Source organism: Bacteroidales bacterium, assembly GCA_013141385.1.
Taxonomy (GTDB): Bacteria; Bacteroidota; Bacteroidia; order Bacteroidales; family Tenuifilaceae; genus UBA8529.
This window is the reverse complement of record JABFRB010000048.1, coordinates 1-14,820: the sequence shown is the minus strand read 5'-3', so window position 1 is coordinate 14,820 and position 14,820 is coordinate 1. Positions and strand designations below refer to the sequence as shown.

Annotated in this window: 24 protein-coding genes and 1 pseudogene; 2 read left to right on the top strand and 23 right to left on the bottom strand. The window is 34.7% G+C overall.

The genetic code is table 11. From position 1 onward, the window contains the following. Positions 1-27: 27 nt before the first annotated feature. The 7 genes and pseudogenes from HOO91_20960 to HOO91_20930 all read right to left on the bottom strand — a co-directional run bounded on the left by HOO91_20960 (position 28) and on the right by HOO91_20930 (position 4,150). A complete protein-coding gene (locus HOO91_20960; GenBank protein ID NOU20036.1) occupies positions 28-381 on the bottom strand; it encodes a cupin domain-containing protein in 354 nt (117 codons plus the stop codon). Between the two features lie 32 nt (positions 382-413). After that, on the bottom strand, positions 414-932 hold the full coding sequence (locus tag HOO91_20955) for a hypothetical protein (GenBank protein NOU20035.1): 519 nt from the start codon (positions 930-932) through the stop codon (positions 414-416). 76 nt (positions 933-1,008) lie between these two features. Further along, complete coding sequence (locus HOO91_20950; GenBank protein NOU20034.1) at positions 1,009-1,731, bottom strand: hypothetical protein; 723 nt, start codon at positions 1,729-1,731, stop codon at positions 1,009-1,011. Positions 1,732-1,961: 230 nt separating this feature from the next. Beyond that, positions 1,962-2,387: pseudogene (locus HOO91_20945) on the bottom strand (rRNA adenine methyltransferase). Positions 2,388-2,499: 112 nt separating this feature from the next. Beyond that, positions 2,500-2,724: a SelT/SelW/SelH family protein gene (locus tag HOO91_20940; GenBank protein NOU20033.1), complete on the bottom strand. Its 225-nt coding sequence runs from the start codon at positions 2,722-2,724 to the stop codon at positions 2,500-2,502. 24 nt (positions 2,725-2,748) lie between these two features. Then, positions 2,749-3,651, bottom strand: a complete 903-nt coding sequence (locus HOO91_20935; GenBank protein NOU20032.1) for a haloalkane dehalogenase — start codon at positions 3,649-3,651, stop codon at positions 2,749-2,751. A gap of 55 nt (positions 3,652-3,706) precedes the next feature. Further along, the gene (locus tag HOO91_20930; protein NOU20031.1) at positions 3,707-4,150 is read right to left on the bottom strand and encodes a carboxymuconolactone decarboxylase family protein; all 444 of its coding nucleotides are present in this window, start codon (positions 4,148-4,150) and stop codon (positions 3,707-3,709) included. A gap of 175 nt (positions 4,151-4,325) precedes the next feature. Here HOO91_20930 and HOO91_20925 point away from each other — a divergent pair, with 175 nt between their 5' ends. Further along, a complete protein-coding gene (locus tag HOO91_20925) occupies positions 4,326-4,535 on the top strand; it encodes a GntR family transcriptional regulator (protein ID NOU20030.1) in 210 nt (69 codons plus the stop codon). A 48-nt stretch (positions 4,536-4,583) separates the two neighbouring features. After that, positions 4,584-5,792 (top strand): PLP-dependent aminotransferase family protein, encoded by a 1,209-nt coding sequence (locus tag HOO91_20920; GenBank protein NOU20029.1) that lies wholly within the window; start codon positions 4,584-4,586, stop codon positions 5,790-5,792. 75 nt (positions 5,793-5,867) lie between these two features. On the opposite strand, the gene HOO91_20915 is transcribed toward HOO91_20920, so the two are convergent. The 16 genes from HOO91_20915 to HOO91_20840 form a co-directional block, all read right to left on the bottom strand. Further along, a complete protein-coding gene (locus HOO91_20915; GenBank protein ID NOU20028.1) occupies positions 5,868-6,035 on the bottom strand; it encodes a hypothetical protein in 168 nt (55 codons plus the stop codon). Between the two features lie 145 nt (positions 6,036-6,180). Next, positions 6,181-6,426, bottom strand: a complete 246-nt coding sequence (locus HOO91_20910; GenBank protein ID NOU20027.1) for a hypothetical protein — start codon at positions 6,424-6,426, stop codon at positions 6,181-6,183. Beyond that, a complete protein-coding gene (locus HOO91_20905; protein NOU20026.1) occupies positions 6,423-6,815 on the bottom strand; it encodes a hypothetical protein in 393 nt (130 codons plus the stop codon). Before HOO91_20905 ends, HOO91_20910 begins: the two co-directional genes overlap by 4 nt. A gap of 7 nt (positions 6,816-6,822) precedes the next feature. Then, positions 6,823-7,098, bottom strand: a complete 276-nt coding sequence (locus tag HOO91_20900; protein ID NOU20025.1) for a hypothetical protein — start codon at positions 7,096-7,098, stop codon at positions 6,823-6,825. Between the two features lie 51 nt (positions 7,099-7,149). Next, the gene (locus HOO91_20895; GenBank protein ID NOU20024.1) at positions 7,150-7,581 is read right to left on the bottom strand and encodes a hypothetical protein; all 432 of its coding nucleotides are present in this window, start codon (positions 7,579-7,581) and stop codon (positions 7,150-7,152) included. A 3-nt stretch (positions 7,582-7,584) separates the two neighbouring features. After that, the gene (locus HOO91_20890; GenBank protein ID NOU20023.1) at positions 7,585-7,974 is read right to left on the bottom strand and encodes a hypothetical protein; all 390 of its coding nucleotides are present in this window, start codon (positions 7,972-7,974) and stop codon (positions 7,585-7,587) included. Between the two features lie 76 nt (positions 7,975-8,050). Next, the gene (locus HOO91_20885) at positions 8,051-8,821 is read right to left on the bottom strand and encodes a helix-turn-helix transcriptional regulator (protein ID NOU20022.1); all 771 of its coding nucleotides are present in this window, start codon (positions 8,819-8,821) and stop codon (positions 8,051-8,053) included. A 69-nt stretch (positions 8,822-8,890) separates the two neighbouring features. After that, positions 8,891-9,421 carry an AAA family ATPase gene (locus HOO91_20880; protein ID NOU20021.1) on the bottom strand — a complete coding sequence of 177 codons (531 nt, stop codon included), beginning with the start codon at positions 9,419-9,421 and terminating at the stop codon, positions 8,891-8,893. A gap of 70 nt (positions 9,422-9,491) precedes the next feature. Further along, positions 9,492-9,914, bottom strand: a complete 423-nt coding sequence (locus HOO91_20875; GenBank protein NOU20020.1) for a DUF1761 domain-containing protein — start codon at positions 9,912-9,914, stop codon at positions 9,492-9,494. Between the two features lie 6 nt (positions 9,915-9,920). Next, on the bottom strand, positions 9,921-10,334 hold the full coding sequence (locus tag HOO91_20870; GenBank protein NOU20019.1) for a hypothetical protein: 414 nt from the start codon (positions 10,332-10,334) through the stop codon (positions 9,921-9,923). A gap of 36 nt (positions 10,335-10,370) precedes the next feature. Next, a complete protein-coding gene (locus tag HOO91_20865; GenBank protein ID NOU20018.1) occupies positions 10,371-11,348 on the bottom strand; it encodes a hypothetical protein in 978 nt (325 codons plus the stop codon). Position 11,349: 1 nt separating this feature from the next. Beyond that, positions 11,350-12,276, bottom strand: a complete 927-nt coding sequence (locus HOO91_20860; protein NOU20017.1) for an arginase family protein — start codon at positions 12,274-12,276, stop codon at positions 11,350-11,352. A gap of 148 nt (positions 12,277-12,424) precedes the next feature. After that, the gene (locus HOO91_20855) at positions 12,425-12,847 is read right to left on the bottom strand and encodes an SRPBCC domain-containing protein (protein NOU20016.1); all 423 of its coding nucleotides are present in this window, start codon (positions 12,845-12,847) and stop codon (positions 12,425-12,427) included. Between the two features lie 152 nt (positions 12,848-12,999). After that, positions 13,000-13,557 (bottom strand): DUF1697 domain-containing protein, encoded by a 558-nt coding sequence (locus HOO91_20850; protein NOU20015.1) that lies wholly within the window; start codon positions 13,555-13,557, stop codon positions 13,000-13,002. A 232-nt stretch (positions 13,558-13,789) separates the two neighbouring features. Further along, entirely contained in the window at positions 13,790-14,536 is a 747-nt protein-coding gene (locus HOO91_20845; protein NOU20014.1) for a S41 family peptidase, read from the bottom strand. A 93-nt stretch (positions 14,537-14,629) separates the two neighbouring features. After that, positions 14,630-14,820 (bottom strand): transposase (locus HOO91_20840; GenBank protein NOU20013.1); only part of this gene is annotated, 191 nt, incomplete at its 5' end.

The window sequence follows — 14,820 nt, the reverse complement described above, 5'->3', positions numbered from 1 at the left end:
ACCCCTTTGTTTTAGCATTTCTCTTGCTTACAAAATTTCAACTTCTTCAGGTACTATAAACAGTATGGTACAACCAATTTCTGTTCTTACAGAATGTTTACAATTGGGTGGAGTAAATAAGTAATCTCCTGTTTTAAGTAATGTACCTTCAATAATTACTTCTCCTTCTAAAACAAATAATTCTTCACCTCCAGGATGATTATGATACGGATAACTTGATCCTTTTTCAAATTTTATTAAAATGGTTGTTGAACGCTGTTTTTCTCTATCAAAATGAAGGGATTTTACAAATACACCTTCATAATGTATCCCTTTCTCTGTCAGAGGTAGCCAATCTATTTGTTCTGTTTTTACAATGTAATTGTTGATGTCAGTTTTCATTTTTTATCTTTTAGATTCGTTATGTTTATAATTTATTGTTCAAATCCAATTTTCATTTCTTGAACAGCTTTTTCACCTTCTTTTGTAATTCCCATTATTTCAGTAAAAACACCAATCTCTTCTCGTGTGTCAAAAAACACAATTTTTGCTATTGGTGTATCAAAGCTGCTTACCACAGTAAATCCTTTACTCTCAAACTCTGAAATTACTTTGCCAAGATTTACGATAGATATGCTGTATGCAATATGTTGAACCCCACCTGTCGGATTGTTGTCTATGTAATCCTTGAAGATACTTTTACCTGAAATGGGTTGAATAATTTCAATAAAAGTCCCAACTGAATAAGTCATTGTAAAGAGGTTTTCTGCATCAGCAGGTTGTCCATAATACGTTCCATCAAAGTCTTGTAAACGGGTGATGGCTGTCGGGCTAAAATTTGTAACGCCAAACATTTCGTGAAAGAAAGCTTTTGATTTTTCAACATCTTTCACCACCCACGCAATTTGGGTCGGTGTTAGTCCTAAGTTTATTTTTTTGTTTGCCTTGTCCATTAATTGAATTTTTGTTTGTTTATTTTATTCTTTCCAGTGTTGTCAAAGCATGACCGCAAATATTAGTGTTTTGTAGTTATTTAGTGTCAATTTCAATATTTATTGATTTAAAATACAAAGTTGTTATTCCTTCATAACCAGAATCAATTGCTATCATTAACCAAAATTCTCCAAGAGCATTTGTCGTAATAGATATGGGGCTATCAGTATTATTTCTATTAATGATTTTAAATAACGTTGGATAAGAGCTTGAAACACCAATATTTCCAATAATTTGAAATACTTCATTTGATAGTCCACTTTGCAATTTTGAGATAAAGTTTGGCCGGTAATAATTTGAATTGTCTATAATATTGGTGGGCAAATAATTTATGCCGCCAACACCAATAGATAAATTTGGGTCGCCACCAACACCAGCTCCACCAATTAGTGCATTAGAGGCAATATCAATATTGAATATAATGGAATAAGCTATATTTGGCTGAAGATTATCAAATTTATGACAAATAGCGGAGAGCAGATCATCACTATGATTAATGCCACTAATTTTTAATGCTTTGATATTTCGATCTAATGGTGCAGGTAAAAATGCATTAGTAAATTCCAATTCATAAGATGTCTCTTTACCAACCGGATAATCAGAAAAGAATGGTACCCAATTTTCATTTCCATTGTTAAAAGTAAAAGTGTGTTCGATAATTGGTTTAACCTCCACATCCTTTGTGCAACTACTAAGTAGAGGCAAAAAGAGGCATGCTAATTTTAGAAATCTATTTTTTTTTATATTTCTTTTCTCCATGACGTATTATAATTCTGACTAGCGTCAATCTTTGTTACTGATAATCAATTGTTTATGTTCTTGATGAAATCCACATATTTATTTACTTTTTCATCTCTACATTTGTCGTTAGCGATAGTAATTAATCGGTTACTCTGCTGCGGGGAATGACTACTAACGTTTTGTAGGTGCTGTTAGCGGTTCATTATTTTTGTTTCTGCTATCTATGTATTTTTATTTTGTCAGGCACGTTATTTTCTTATTCTTTCAAGACCATACATAATACCGCCTTTTATCATATTTTCATAACCATTGTCTGGCAATAGGTTAGAAAACGAAAGTGCTAACTCGTAATTCCTTTTTGCATTATCAAGGTCACCCAGGTCTTCATAGCATTTAGCAATATTTAAATACAACGAAGGAAAAGTCCCATTAACTGTGTCGTTATTTATTTTTAGAGCCAACTGTAATGCAGTTTCGTCTCATTTCAATTTGTCTGCAGCACTTTTTTGATGTCGGGCTACATAATGAGCCGCAGTAAATTTTTCAAAGTCGTTTGTCGCTTCTTCCCATGCTTGAAAAAAAAGTTTACTTGCTTCTTCCAGATTACCTTTCCCTTCCATGTCCATGCCCTGAGCACAGAGTTTAACTACATTGTTATTTGGGTCGAATTCCATTTTCTAATTATTTTGATTGTTAATTATTTTAGTAACAATTTAGTTGCTTGTACTTAAACCGTTGAAGTGTTTCACAATACCTACTAACTTTACAATGGTTGTGTCTAATTATTTAACTCAATTCAGATGCAACTGCGGCAACAATTTCATCCTTACTAGGAAAACCACTACGTGTGCTTTTGGCAACTACTTTCCCATCAACCGCAATTTCAAAAATCCCGCCCTGGCCTGAAATCAATTTGGGGTCAATTTTCAATTCATTGCTTAGTTCCGCGACTTTTTCAGCCCGTTTTAAATAACCACATGGTTTGCAATATTTTATTATTACTTCTTTCATTTTTTTTTGTTTTGATAGGTCTTATTACACTAGATTGTTAATCTCTTCAATAAAATCACGGATAGCAATCCCTATTTCATCGGGTGAATCTTCCTGGATATAATGTATTCCTTTAACTGATACTTCTTTTTGATTGGGCCAGGTGCGGCTGAATTCGAGTGCCCGTCCGGTTAATAGTGCACCTGGTTCAGCTTTAACGAGTAACTTGGGAATCGGGCTGCCAGACAACCAATGACCATATGCCTCTACAATTCTTACAATATTGGCAGGTTCGCCATCTATTGGAATTTCGCGTGGAAACATAAGTGTCGGTAATCTTGATTCACGACTTTGGAATGGTTTCCTGTAAACATCCATTTCTTCCTCGGTTAATTTGCGAATGATACTTTTAGGTAGCACTGTTTCGACAAAGAAGTTCTCATCAAAAATGAGTTGTTCTCCTTTTTCCGATTTTAGTGCTTTGAAAATTGCATCCCGTCCATTCGGGAAATCGCTCCAGAGAAGTGGTTGAACAATTGCTTCCATATAAACAATTGCCTTAACTCTCCTCTGATTACGGTATGCCCAGTGAAATCCTAATGCGGAACCCCAGTCGTGCAACACTAATGTAATATCCTTCTTCAGATTGAGCGAGTTGAACCAAGCATCTAAGTATCGAACATGATCTTCGAAGTAATACGCGTTGTCTGGTGTTTTACCAGATTTACCCATTCCTACCAAATCAGGTGCAAGGCAACGACCAAATTGTGTTAAATAAGGAATAATATTGCGCCAGATGTATGATGAAGTCGGGTTTCCATGAAGGAACACTATTGGGTTCCCGACACCTACATCAATGTAACTCATTTCAGTATCCAACACAGATACTTGTTTCCTTGGAAGAGTATCCGTAGCTAAAATAGTTGGGTTATTATGTATCTCAGTCATTACTTGCAAAATATAAATTGTTTTTGTTCTTTGTTTAATGTAGTACTAATATGTTTCAATCCAATTCAGCGACCATATGGGTTGAAATTGCAAGCCTGTTCCAACTGTTAATGGTTACAATAACCAGTAATAATTGAGCAACTTTTTGTTCGCCGAAGATCTTCAGCGTCTTGTTATATACCTCATCCGAAACACCTTTGTTTGAGATATTGGTTACCTCCTCAGCTAGTCTAAATGCTACTTGTTCCTCTTCAGTAAAAAAAGGTGTTTCCCACCAGGCACTAACGGCTAATAGTCGTTGTATTGTTTCACCGAGTTTCAGCGCATTTTTTGAATGATAATTGATGCAATATCCGCACCCATTAAGTTGCGATACTCTAAGTCGGATCAATTCCAGAAGTTTAGGTTTGATTTCAAAAGTTTCTATTTGCGAATCCGCGGCATCCATTACTTGATAAATGCGTGGTTCAACTTGATTGATTTCCATTCTTGCTTTCATTTTCGTTTCTGATTAAATTTTTGTGTTTTAAAAGTCTTTTTTTTTCTTTCCCAATAATTTTTACTGGTGAGTTCTTCGTTCTTACTCCTTCAGAAAAATATTATTTATGCCGCAAAAATATAGTACATTTGGACTACACATATAGTCCACATTCAATAATCAAGATGTACCAGATATGATTGCACTTAAACAACTTATACTAATTGATAAAACATCAGACATACCTGTATATCTGCAAATTACAAATACAATAATCAGCAATATCCGTCGAGGGCAATTGAGGCGTGGAATGAAACTGCCAGGAGCTAGGGAGTTATCTGTACTTCTGGGTATTCACCGCAAAACATTGCAAAATGCATATGATGAATTAATGGCACAGGGTTGAGTCGAAATTTTTCCGCGCAAAGGCACATTTATCGTTAATGATTTACCTGTGATTAGTCCGATTGAGCTACCCACTTCAGGAAAATTGAACGGTTATCAGAAAAAAACATTGTTCTCCATTGATGAAAAAAACCTCGTTCATTTCCCCTTGTCAAATTACCAGGAATCGAAAAACTTAGTGTTTGATAATGGGTTCCCCGATATTCGCCTGGCACCTACTGAACTTCTGTTACGTGAGTTTCGCAGCCTTGCAAGGTTACAGACCTTTAAGCAGTATTTAAAATATGGCAGCCCAAAAGGATCAGCCTATCTCCTTGAGATGCTCTCCACTTTTTTAACTGATACCAGAGGGCTTCCCGTTACCAGTAGTAACCTTATGATTACTAAAGGTGCGCAGATGGGAATCTATCTGACGACTAAACTGCTGATCAAACCATATGATCATGTAATAGTGGGCGAACCCGGATATTTCGCTGCATCACTTACATTTCAGCAAGCTGGTGCAGTTATTAACAGAGTTCCTGTGGATGCTTCAGGGATAAGCGTTGATGCAATTGAAGCACTATGCCTAAAAAAAGAGATTAGATTGGTTTATGTTATTCCTCACCATCATTTTCCTACAACGGTAACATTATCACCTGAAAGACGTATCCGCTTACTTGAACTGGCAGTTCGTTACAAATTTGCCATTGTTGAAGATGATTACGATTTTGATTTTCATTATAATAGCAGTCCGGTTCTTCCGATGGCAAGCCTCGATTATCATGGCAATGTTATTTACATCGGCACTTTAACAAAAACGTTGGTACCATCTATCCGGTTAGGATTTATGGTGGCCCCCGAAAATTTCATTGATGCGGTTGCGCATATACGCAGGTCCATTGATTGGCAGGGTGATAGTATGATGGAAGCTTCTATTGCCGAGCTTTACAAGAATGGTACAATAGGAAGACACATCAAAAAGGTGGTAAAACTGTATCACGAAAGACGGGATTATTTCTGTACTCAATTAAATGATAAAATAGGTGATCGCGTATCATTTAAAGTGCCTGATGGTGGAATGGCAGTGTGGGTTAATTTTAATGATTGTGACCTTAAAACTATTTCAGAAAAGGCAGCCGGAAAGGGATTGACAGTAAGTAATGGCAGTATTTATAATACGGGAACCATAAATTACAATGCTGCCAGGCTTGGATTTGCTTCACTTAATTTTAAAGAACAGGAAGATGCAATCAGCGTTTTGTCTAAGTCAATTTAGTCAACTTACTATATATGATATATTTTAACCGATGCTTGCTTGTTATTAGCGGTTCGTTATTTTTCATCGTTGTAATTATTTGTCCACCAATTTTAGCAATTGCTGTATTATATTTTTCAACTCTTTTTCTTTGCTTTTTACGTCGTCAATACTTTTAAACGATACAAGCCGCCTGCCGTCTTTGTAGTCGCCTTCAAGTAAACCTGTTGGGTCAGAAGCACTTGCTCCTCTGAGAAAAATCATCCGCAAGGTGTCTTTCTTATATAGGTTCTAACTAACGTTTTTGTAAATATAATATATTCAGTAAATTACAATTATCAATTTATTCATTGTGTTTCAACTTTCATCTCATAGAAAAACGTTTGCTTGAGAAGTCAGTTTCTCTGATTCAGGGTGGATTGCACCCAACAATATACCGCTTGTAACTTTTCGGGTCAAACGGTTTCAAGGTTCCTGTGTAAAAAAATACAGGTGCATTGTAAAAAATGCCTTCACCAATAGTTTTATCTATCGATAAAATGTATTTTCTCAGATATTGTATAACGTCAATTAATGGATAGTCGAGTCCAGCCATGAACTCATTTACCTTTTCTGTCTCGGAAATTCCAGTAGTGATACTTGGTAAAATTTTCATTTTGTACTGAATTTAGTTACAAATAGTTGACCGCCCAACCAAGCACAAGGCAGGGCTATAATTATAAGCGCAATTCCATACCAATGAGGTGGTTTGTCCCACATTCCAATTGCTCCAATAATGCTGATTACAAAACCAATAGCCCCACCTATCATTGAATGGCGCATTGGTTTGTTCGGGGCAAGGCGGGCGGTTAATAAAGAACCAACTGTGGTATATATACTTCGGTAAAAAATCACTGAAATTATAAACCAAGGACCGTTTAAATCAAAAGGCTGCTTCATTATTCCTGTTTTTGTTAATACTACGTCGGTTGCAATTGAAATAACTGCAACAAAAATAAATCCAGCTAAAACTGCCCCGATGCTTTTTAAAATTGTTTTGTTCATAACCAAATTATTTAACTATTTTACCATTTTTAAAAGTTTCTTGATACTCCAACTTACCGCTTTTATCGTACCGGATCCAATTGCCCAGTTTTTGTCCGTCATTAAAGTTTCCGATTTGCCAAAGTTGTCCTGTTTCCCGATAAAAACGCCATTCACCATCCATTAGGTTGTTCTCAAAAAGTCCTTCTGCTTTTACTTTCCCGTTTTTGAAAAAGTAAGTCAGTTTGTTTCCATTTAGTTCGTAGACTTTTTGTCCGTTTTTATAATTCTTTTTGTTTAACATATCTTCATCTATTTATCTCTTTAATAGCGGTTCTTTGTTATTTCCCAATTGTCATTTGTCCATTAATTCCAGCAACTGTATTATAATGATTTTCAATTCTTTTTCCTTTTTTTTCAATTCGTCAATACTTTTAAATGATGAAATTCGTCTACCGTCCTTATAGTCGCCTTCAAGAAGTCCAGTTAGGTCTGTTGTGTCGGCACTTCTCAAAAAAACAATTCGTAGTGTGTCTTGTTTGTAGAAGTTGAAATTAACAATAAATCTTTTGTATTCTTTGGAATCAAATGGTTTCATTTTACCAGTAAAAAAAAATGTCGGCACATTCCAATAAATTCCTTCTCCAATATTTTTGTCAATACTCAAAATATAAGTTCGCAGGTATTGAGCAAGGTCAAGCAAAGGATGTTTTAAGCTATCCATATACTCATTAACCTTTTGAGGTTCGGAAATACCTAAGGTTAGGTTGGTTTCTTTTTTTGCCATTGACTATTTAGTTTTTAATAAAAATATTTTTCCGCCAAGCCAAGCAGCAGGCAGCGTTAATAATATAAGCGAAATAGGGTACCAACGTGGTGGAATATTCCACATTGCAATCAATCCTATTATAGTCAATGCAAAACCAATTATTCCGAGAATAATGGCATGTTTCATTGGTTTGCTTGGTGCAAGTCGTGCAGTCAAATAACTACCGAACGTGTTGAAAACTGTTCTATACAGAACAATTATTGCAATCAACCAAACAGAATTATCGGAAAATGGGTCTGTTTTCATAATGCCTGTTTTTTCCAAAATGCTGTCCATTAGTAATGATAAAATTACCAATGTCGCAAATCCAGCAACTACAGCTCCAATGCTTTTTAATGTTTCTTTTTTCATTTCTTTAACTTTTTTTACTTGCAAAATTGGCACATTATTTTATATTCAAATAGAATAAAACCGACATTGAGCTAAATCAATTTGTTCCATATTTCAGGTATTCACTTGGGGTTATGTTCGTAAATTCTTTAAAAGAACGAATGTAATGGCTTTGGTCAGAATAGCCGTGATTGTAGGCTATATCAGATAAGTTATGGTAATTTCCAGAATTCAGATCCATAAACGCTGAATTGAATTGACAAATGCGCCTGTAAATATTTGGTGAAATACCAATATGTTTTTCAAACATTCTTTGGAATGTTCTTTCTGAAATATTCAATTCTCTTTGAATATTCGATAGTGATTCCTTTGAATAATGTTTCGTTATTTTCTCAGAAGCATATTTAATGGTTGATGAAATCTCTTTGGTTGCTTTTGCAAGACCATAAATATAATTGTCTATTGATTGAATCATATCCTCAATACTTTCGCAATTCAATAATCTGTCCTGAAGTATAATAGTTTTTTGAGGAGAAAGTAAATTGAGGTCAATTGGTTTATCCGTCAATTCATAAGCGGCAATACCAAAAAGTGAAATTAGGGTATGGGGTTTAAAAAAGTAAGCAATTAATGTAAAGTCTTCTCTTAATGTTAATTGCTCCGGTAAAATGGTTTGCCCAAAAAGAGTTAAATAATTACTGTGGCTATTCCCAAGTTTGCCTTTTACAGACATAAAAAGCAAATTCGGAACACCATTAGCATAAAGAGGAAGTATGAAAGGATTCTGAATCACTTCATTTTCAATCACCAATATTCTGTCAACATACGGTGCAATTTTATCATTTGGTGTAATGTTTTGTGCTCTCATTTTGCAATCAATATTCGATTTTGTTGTCATCCGTTTCAGAGATCGCTAACCGATGTTATGTGGTCGCCTTTATTCGTCAATGTTGGTTAATTCTTCAGAAATTACTTTTAAACAAGTTTCAAAAGCATTTTCCATATCGTCTGTCCAAATTTCAAATCGTTTCCCGTCCAATTCCTGTTTCCATTCTTCATATTCCCGGTCGATTACATCCTCCCAAGTAGGAATTTTAAGTCCATTAACATCAGGTTTTCTGTTTTTCACACGGTTTTTGTGAAGTTCGGAATTCTTTATTTTTAGTTCAAATTGAACGGTTGCTGATTTACTTCTTTCTTTTAATTGATTAAACATTCTTCTGCTAATATGAAGTGGGTTTACCGTGTCAATAATCACATTATGTCCCAACACCAGATTCTCGTAGGCCAAATTTATCAATGCTTCATATCCTTCTCCGTTTTCTCCTGCTTTTGGGTTATATGCAGAGTAAGGTGTTTCAATACAGTCAACTCTTAAGTAAAAGTAATTAAGTGTTATAGATAATTTTCTTGATAGTGTTGTCTTTCCTGTTCCTGGTAGTCCTGCTAAAATTATCAATTTACTCATATTGGAAAATGTTGTTTGTTGTTGTGGGGAATGACCGCCAACGCGTGTTAGCGGTTCGGCCTTTTGTCATTTATTTTGAAATTGCATAAATAATTATCGTTACTAATGTTATTCCTATGGCATGGGCTGTCCCTGTTATTGCTCCAAAAACTAATGGCTTTTTCATGGTTGGAATAACTGCATTTGTAAAAGTTACCGCGGTTGCAAAACCAATTCCTGATAGCAGCCCTAAGGTCAATGCGCCTTTAAATGTTGTCACGTTTATAAGATTTAGTAAAATCGCGATTACACTTGAAGTTGTTAAACACGAAATAGAAGGTACAACAAAATAAATTGCCGTTTCTTTCCAATTTTCTGGCCTGTTAAAACCCATGGCATTTTCCCATTTCTTGCCAAATGCAAATTGTTTGTGCCAAATTCCGCTAAAAGCTGAATAGGCAATGGTTGCAACTAGTACCGCCAACCAATTTATGTCTGTCAATGCTATATTCATATTTGTTTATTTACTTGATTTCATTGCTTTAATTACCTTAAGTGCCTTGTCTTTTACAAATTTTTCGTATTCCTTGGTTTCACAACCATACAAAGCTATTTTTCCATCTTTGTTGCTATGCACACCCCATCCATATCTTTTTGTCAATGGTGAAGCCCTGAAGCAAGGTTGTCCTTTTGAGAAAAATTGTTGCCTTGCTTCATCGTATTCGCTCCTTATCAAGTCGTTTCGTTCTGCGTAAACCTGAAATAATATATCGTCAGAAGTAAACTTATATGGGTTTTTACTCACTAAGTCAAATTGCATACCCGCCACAGTTTGAGTATCTCCTTTTGTTGGAGGGATTTCTCCAATAGTCACTGGGCAATCATCAGCAATTTCAATAAAAGTGTCCGAATAATTTGTGGTATGAATTTTCATTTTATCTCTATTGTTACTATTTGTGCAAACTTGTTATTATCTATTTATAATCATTCCACTTTTCACCCAAAAAATATTTGCCATACCGTTTAAAGGCGATTGCAGTAATTTATAATAATCTTCTGTTGAATAAGTTGTTTTATAATTAAAGTTATCATTGTCGCGAAAACTTGTAAAGAAAAAATATTTTCCATCAGGCGAAATAGCTGGACATTGCTCCATAAATGTTGAGTTTATTTTACTGCCTAGATTTTTTCCTGATGTCCATTTGCCATTTTCATTAAAACTAATATACAAATCGCCACTTCCAAGCCCACCCTTACCACCAAAGGCGGTATATATGATATAACTTTCGTTTGGTGAAATACATGCATCAAATTCTATTGCCTTTGTATTGATTGAATCACTAATACTTTCAGGTTTTTCAAAATTTTTATTTATAAACTTAGAAACCATCAAATCATAACCATTTTCGCCATTTTCAGTACTGAAATAAAGGTTTCCGTTGATTGATACGGTGGGATATAATTCATCTTTGCCCGAATTAATATTTTCTCCTAAATGTTGTGGTTGCCCAAATCTGTCTTTTTCATAAGATAAATACCAAATATCAAAATCGCTTTTTCCCTTCATATCTTTGTCAACAGGACGATACGAAATAAAATAAATTAGCTTTCCATCCGGCGAAAAAAAAGGGTCGGCATCGCTGTATTGCCCTGAAAATGGAGCAATTTGTGGTTTCGACCATTTGCCATTTACTCTTTTTGAAACGAATATAGTGTAAAAGGTATTTGAATAGGAATTATTGGCAACGGTGTATAAAAACGTATTTCCGTCCGGTGAAAAACTGGAATTTAATTCATTGAATTGTGTTGATATTATTCCTTCTGCAAATAATGTAGGCGTGTCATTTGGAAAAGGTGAATTGAAATATGAAAATGAATCCATATTTTTTTGTCCATAAGAGTTATAGGAAACTAATAAAGTTATAATTGCCCAAAAATGTATTTTCATTTTATTTTAATTTATTGATTATTGGTGTCACGATTTTAATAAAATCTCTCGTATAACTTCCGTTAGGGTCTAAATCTGGATCAAGAATTGTGATTTCCATACCAAAAGCTTTATTACTACCAATTAATGGCGTTAGAATTTCTTCCAATTCAAAGTAAGAAAGCCCGTCATTTTCCCTACTATCAACAGCCGGCATAATTGTATCATCTAAAACATCAACATCAAAGTGTATAAAGAATCCGTCAAGTTTATGTTTTTCTATCATATTAAGGAATTGAATAACGGTTTTTTTAATGCTTCTTTTTCTTAGTTCGTTAAGTGGAATGTATGTTACCTGCGATTCTTTAATAGGCATTTCATAATCGTCATCATATTCTCTATTACCAACACAAAATACATTTTGTTGCTCTATATAAGGACAAAGATTCAATATGTTAGTTAAATTAGGGTGTCCATATCCGCAAGCTATTGCCAAGTCCATACCTGCGGCTCCGTGGGTATGCGATTGCTCAGGCTTTATATAATCGGTATGGCCATCTAAAAAAAACAGGCCAAAACGCCCCATTTTTCTAAGCGCAATTGAAGTTCCTACAAGTACACTACAGTCACCACCCAAAACTATTAGGAATGAATCATTATGTATCTTATTTGCAATTATTTCACTTTGTTTAATTGCATAATTAATTATGGCTCCTGCATTTCTAACATCAGTTTCAGGATCAATGTTGGCCGAATATTCAGGTGCTTCAATACTAATTATTTTATTTGGAGTAATTGCGGCATGAAATCCCCACTTTTTTAGCCACATAGGTAGCCGTTTAACACCAGGTTCGTTGGCATAAGGTTTTTTAGATAAGCCAAGATTTGTCGGACATTCGATAATGACACTATTACTTCTTTGTCCTTGATTTACATTGCTTTGGATCATCTCTTTATGTTCTATTTTGTTGATTTATTGTCGATTTACAATTACCATTAACGAATTGGAGTTTTGTGCAAATTCAAGATTTAATCACCGAATTGAATTCAATCGATCCTACATGTATAAAATCCATATTTGCAGTTCATTGATTCGTTCATTTTGTTTCTGCTACATCTTTCAACATTTTCAAAACAGGATTTTCTTCGCCTTGTGGTTCTTCCTGAACCGCATTTGGACGGTTGTCTTCTTGTATTATCTCAAGTTTTGTTTGTGCGTTATCTGATGTCAAAACGTAACTCATCACAAAATAATTTTCGGGTTTGTCTTCAAGGTCCGGTCGTGGGGCAAACAAACTATATTTTATTAACTCATTTTGCCTGATATCAATAATCTTCCCCCCTTGTCTAAAAATCTGTCCTTCCCATTCTGTTACAAATTCAATGCTGCCGCCAACTTCCCAGGTTGTAATCAAATCGCTTCCGAATTGCCAAAGTTTTACTTTTTCAGGATTTGTTAAGGTGTCCCAAACTTTGTGAACAGAAGCGTTGATTGCAATTCTTGAAATGTTTGTTGCCATATTAATTGTTGTATTGATATTTAAAAGTTAACTGTTCGTTTTTTGTCTCAATGATAACACCATTCCTGTCTGTTGTAGTATCGGTTTAAACATCCCAAACTCTTTTAAGGCCTTTGTTTATATACTTTTCTTTAGTTCTAATTAATTTTTTTTCATCGTTTGTCATTTATTTTATCGGCAATTACAATAAGTTCATTCGTTGTTTTCCAATTTCTGGTTGTTGCAGTTACCTTCAACTTGTTTTCCAAGAATTTATTTGAAAGTTTAGTATTTCCATAACCTTCAGGACAATAAAGGTAAACAGCCTTGTCAAGTATTACGAATTCATCAGGTTGATAGTTTATATCTTTAATCTTTTCCAAATATTCAAGTTGGGGCTTATCTGCCAAAAAAGTTACATGAAAAAATGAAGGGTCTTTCATTTTATTATTTGGAAAAGGGTTGTTTTTTGCAACCGTCTTTAATTCTTCAATTGTCAAGGTTATAACAGGTACCTCAAATCCAAATTCTTGAAATATATTTTCCTTTATCAGGGTGTCTAGCTTTTTAGTTTCAATGTTTTTATATTGATAAACATCATTTCCGCTTTGAATATATGTTTCAACATTATTAAGCCCATTTTGGGAAAGGAGCCTTCTCAAGTTGTCCATTTTTATTGTGTTATGTCCTCCTAAATTTATCCCTCTTAAAATAGAAATATATGTTTTCATCCGTAAATAATTTTTAGTTCGTTGAATATCAATTGTTTTGTACGAATGGAACACCCCATGCAAATTTTCATCCGTTTTTGTGCAGTTTCCTGCATGGGGGTTTCATATCTTGTCCTGTTCAATGTTTGTTAATGTATGTATAAGATGACTGATAACGCTAAGCTATGTCCTGTAAGGGATTAAATGTAATAAATTTTTGATATAACAATAATGTTTTACAATTTTATAAGACCTAAAATATAAAATCAATTTCGTTTCCTGCATCAATTTCAAAATCGGGTTTTACACCTATTCTTTCCCATGATTCTTCGGTGCCGGGAATAGTTGGGGCAGCGGTGGAAATAGAGGCAAATAGGTTATCGTTTACAACAAACCAGGTATTCATGTGTGCGGCACCTGCAGAATGTTTGCCAATAATTTTGGCCCGTTTTTGTGTTTGCATTGTAAAAGCAAATGCTTCAGCCGATGAACCCGTCTTCCCATTAATAATAATGTAAAGTGGGTTATCATATTTCTTTTCGGTCAGCCAGGTTACCGTTTTATCTACATATTTTTCTTCGGTCCTGCTTACAAATTCCAACAATGCAATGTCTTTCGGTAAAAAATATGATTGTAATACCGCCCCAACATCACTGCCGCCTCCACCATTATCAGTTAGGTCAATAATTAATGCTTTTGTATGGGCAATAAACTGCATGGCAGCATAAAGAGTGGGTAAACTTTTCTCGGAGATATTTATTTCCGAAAGTTTGATATAGCCAATATTATCCTTTAGAATTTTTACTTCACTGAACCCAAAGTTTTTCATTTCAGCATCTTTGCCATAATAAAATGGGTCTTCACCGGAAATCTTTTCTAACGAAATGGGTTCATTTTTTTTCGATTCAATCAGCTCCTTTATGGCTTTAGGGTCATTCCTGACATACATGTGTCCATCATTGCTCAAAGCTTGTAAGGTAATGGTTAGGCTGTCAGCCAATGATTTCCAATTTTTTATATCAATAAATTTTCCTTGTTCCAGTTTACTTAATAAAGAATCGCTTATGGATTGACTTTTACTTTCAAATGCGAATTAAGGGTTGAAAAAAAGGTACATAAATGCAACGGCTAGTCTACCAAACACATGAACAAGCAATCCGTTTGTCGATCGAACTTTAGACGCCCTTTGAATGCCAGTTTTCTCCTCAAGCCAGTTGAAGAAAGACTCAATGGGCTGCCTTACCCTAGATACGGCTTTAGAGAATAGGTCAGCAGCAGCCTTGT

Bases quoted from the DNA above. Each gene is read 5' to 3' on its own strand.
- HOO91_20880 (NOU20021.1), bottom strand. From the start codon at position 9,421: ATGAGTAAATTGATAATTTTAGCAGGACTACCAGGAACAGGAAAGACA.
- HOO91_20895 (NOU20024.1), bottom strand. From the start codon at position 7,581: ATGGCAAAAAAAGAAACCAACCTAACCTTAGGTATTTCCGAACCTCAA.
- HOO91_20860 (NOU20017.1), bottom strand. From the start codon at position 12,276: ATGATCCAAAGCAATGTAAATCAAGGACAAAGAAGTAATAGTGTCATT.
- HOO91_20910 (NOU20027.1), bottom strand. From the start codon at position 6,426: ATGAAAATTTTACCAAGTATCACTACTGGAATTTCCGAGACAGAAAAG.
- HOO91_20925 (NOU20030.1), top strand. From the start codon at position 4,326: ATGATTGCACTTAAACAACTTATACTAATTGATAAAACATCAGACATA.
- HOO91_20900 (NOU20025.1), bottom strand. From the start codon at position 7,098: ATGTTAAACAAAAAGAATTATAAAAACGGACAAAAAGTCTACGAACTA.
- HOO91_20940 (NOU20033.1), bottom strand. From the start codon at position 2,724: ATGAAAGAAGTAATAATAAAATATTGCAAACCATGTGGTTATTTAAAA.
- HOO91_20850 (NOU20015.1), bottom strand. From the start codon at position 13,557: ATGAAAACATATATTTCTATTTTAAGAGGGATAAATTTAGGAGGACAT.
- HOO91_20955 (NOU20035.1), bottom strand. From the start codon at position 932: ATGGACAAGGCAAACAAAAAAATAAACTTAGGACTAACACCGACCCAA.
- HOO91_20935 (NOU20032.1), bottom strand. From the start codon at position 3,651: ATGACTGAGATACATAATAACCCAACTATTTTAGCTACGGATACTCTT.
- HOO91_20885 (NOU20022.1), bottom strand. From the start codon at position 8,821: ATGAGAGCACAAAACATTACACCAAATGATAAAATTGCACCGTATGTT.
- HOO91_20865 (NOU20018.1), bottom strand. From the start codon at position 11,348: ATGAAAATACATTTTTGGGCAATTATAACTTTATTAGTTTCCTATAAC.
- HOO91_20855 (NOU20016.1), bottom strand. From the start codon at position 12,847: ATGGCAACAAACATTTCAAGAATTGCAATCAACGCTTCTGTTCACAAA.
- HOO91_20870 (NOU20019.1), bottom strand. From the start codon at position 10,334: ATGAAAATTCATACCACAAATTATTCGGACACTTTTATTGAAATTGCT.
- HOO91_20930 (NOU20031.1), bottom strand. From the start codon at position 4,150: ATGAAAGCAAGAATGGAAATCAATCAAGTTGAACCACGCATTTATCAA.
- HOO91_20875 (NOU20020.1), bottom strand. From the start codon at position 9,914: ATGAATATAGCATTGACAGACATAAATTGGTTGGCGGTACTAGTTGCA.
- HOO91_20905 (NOU20026.1), bottom strand. From the start codon at position 6,815: ATGAACAAAACAATTTTAAAAAGCATCGGGGCAGTTTTAGCTGGATTT.
- HOO91_20960 (NOU20036.1), bottom strand. From the start codon at position 381: ATGAAAACTGACATCAACAATTACATTGTAAAAACAGAACAAATAGAT.
- HOO91_20890 (NOU20023.1), bottom strand. From the start codon at position 7,974: ATGAAAAAAGAAACATTAAAAAGCATTGGAGCTGTAGTTGCTGGATTT.
- HOO91_20950 (NOU20034.1), bottom strand. From the start codon at position 1,731: ATGGAGAAAAGAAATATAAAAAAAAATAGATTTCTAAAATTAGCATGC.
- HOO91_20915 (NOU20028.1), bottom strand. From the start codon at position 6,035: ATGATTTTTCTCAGAGGAGCAAGTGCTTCTGACCCAACAGGTTTACTT.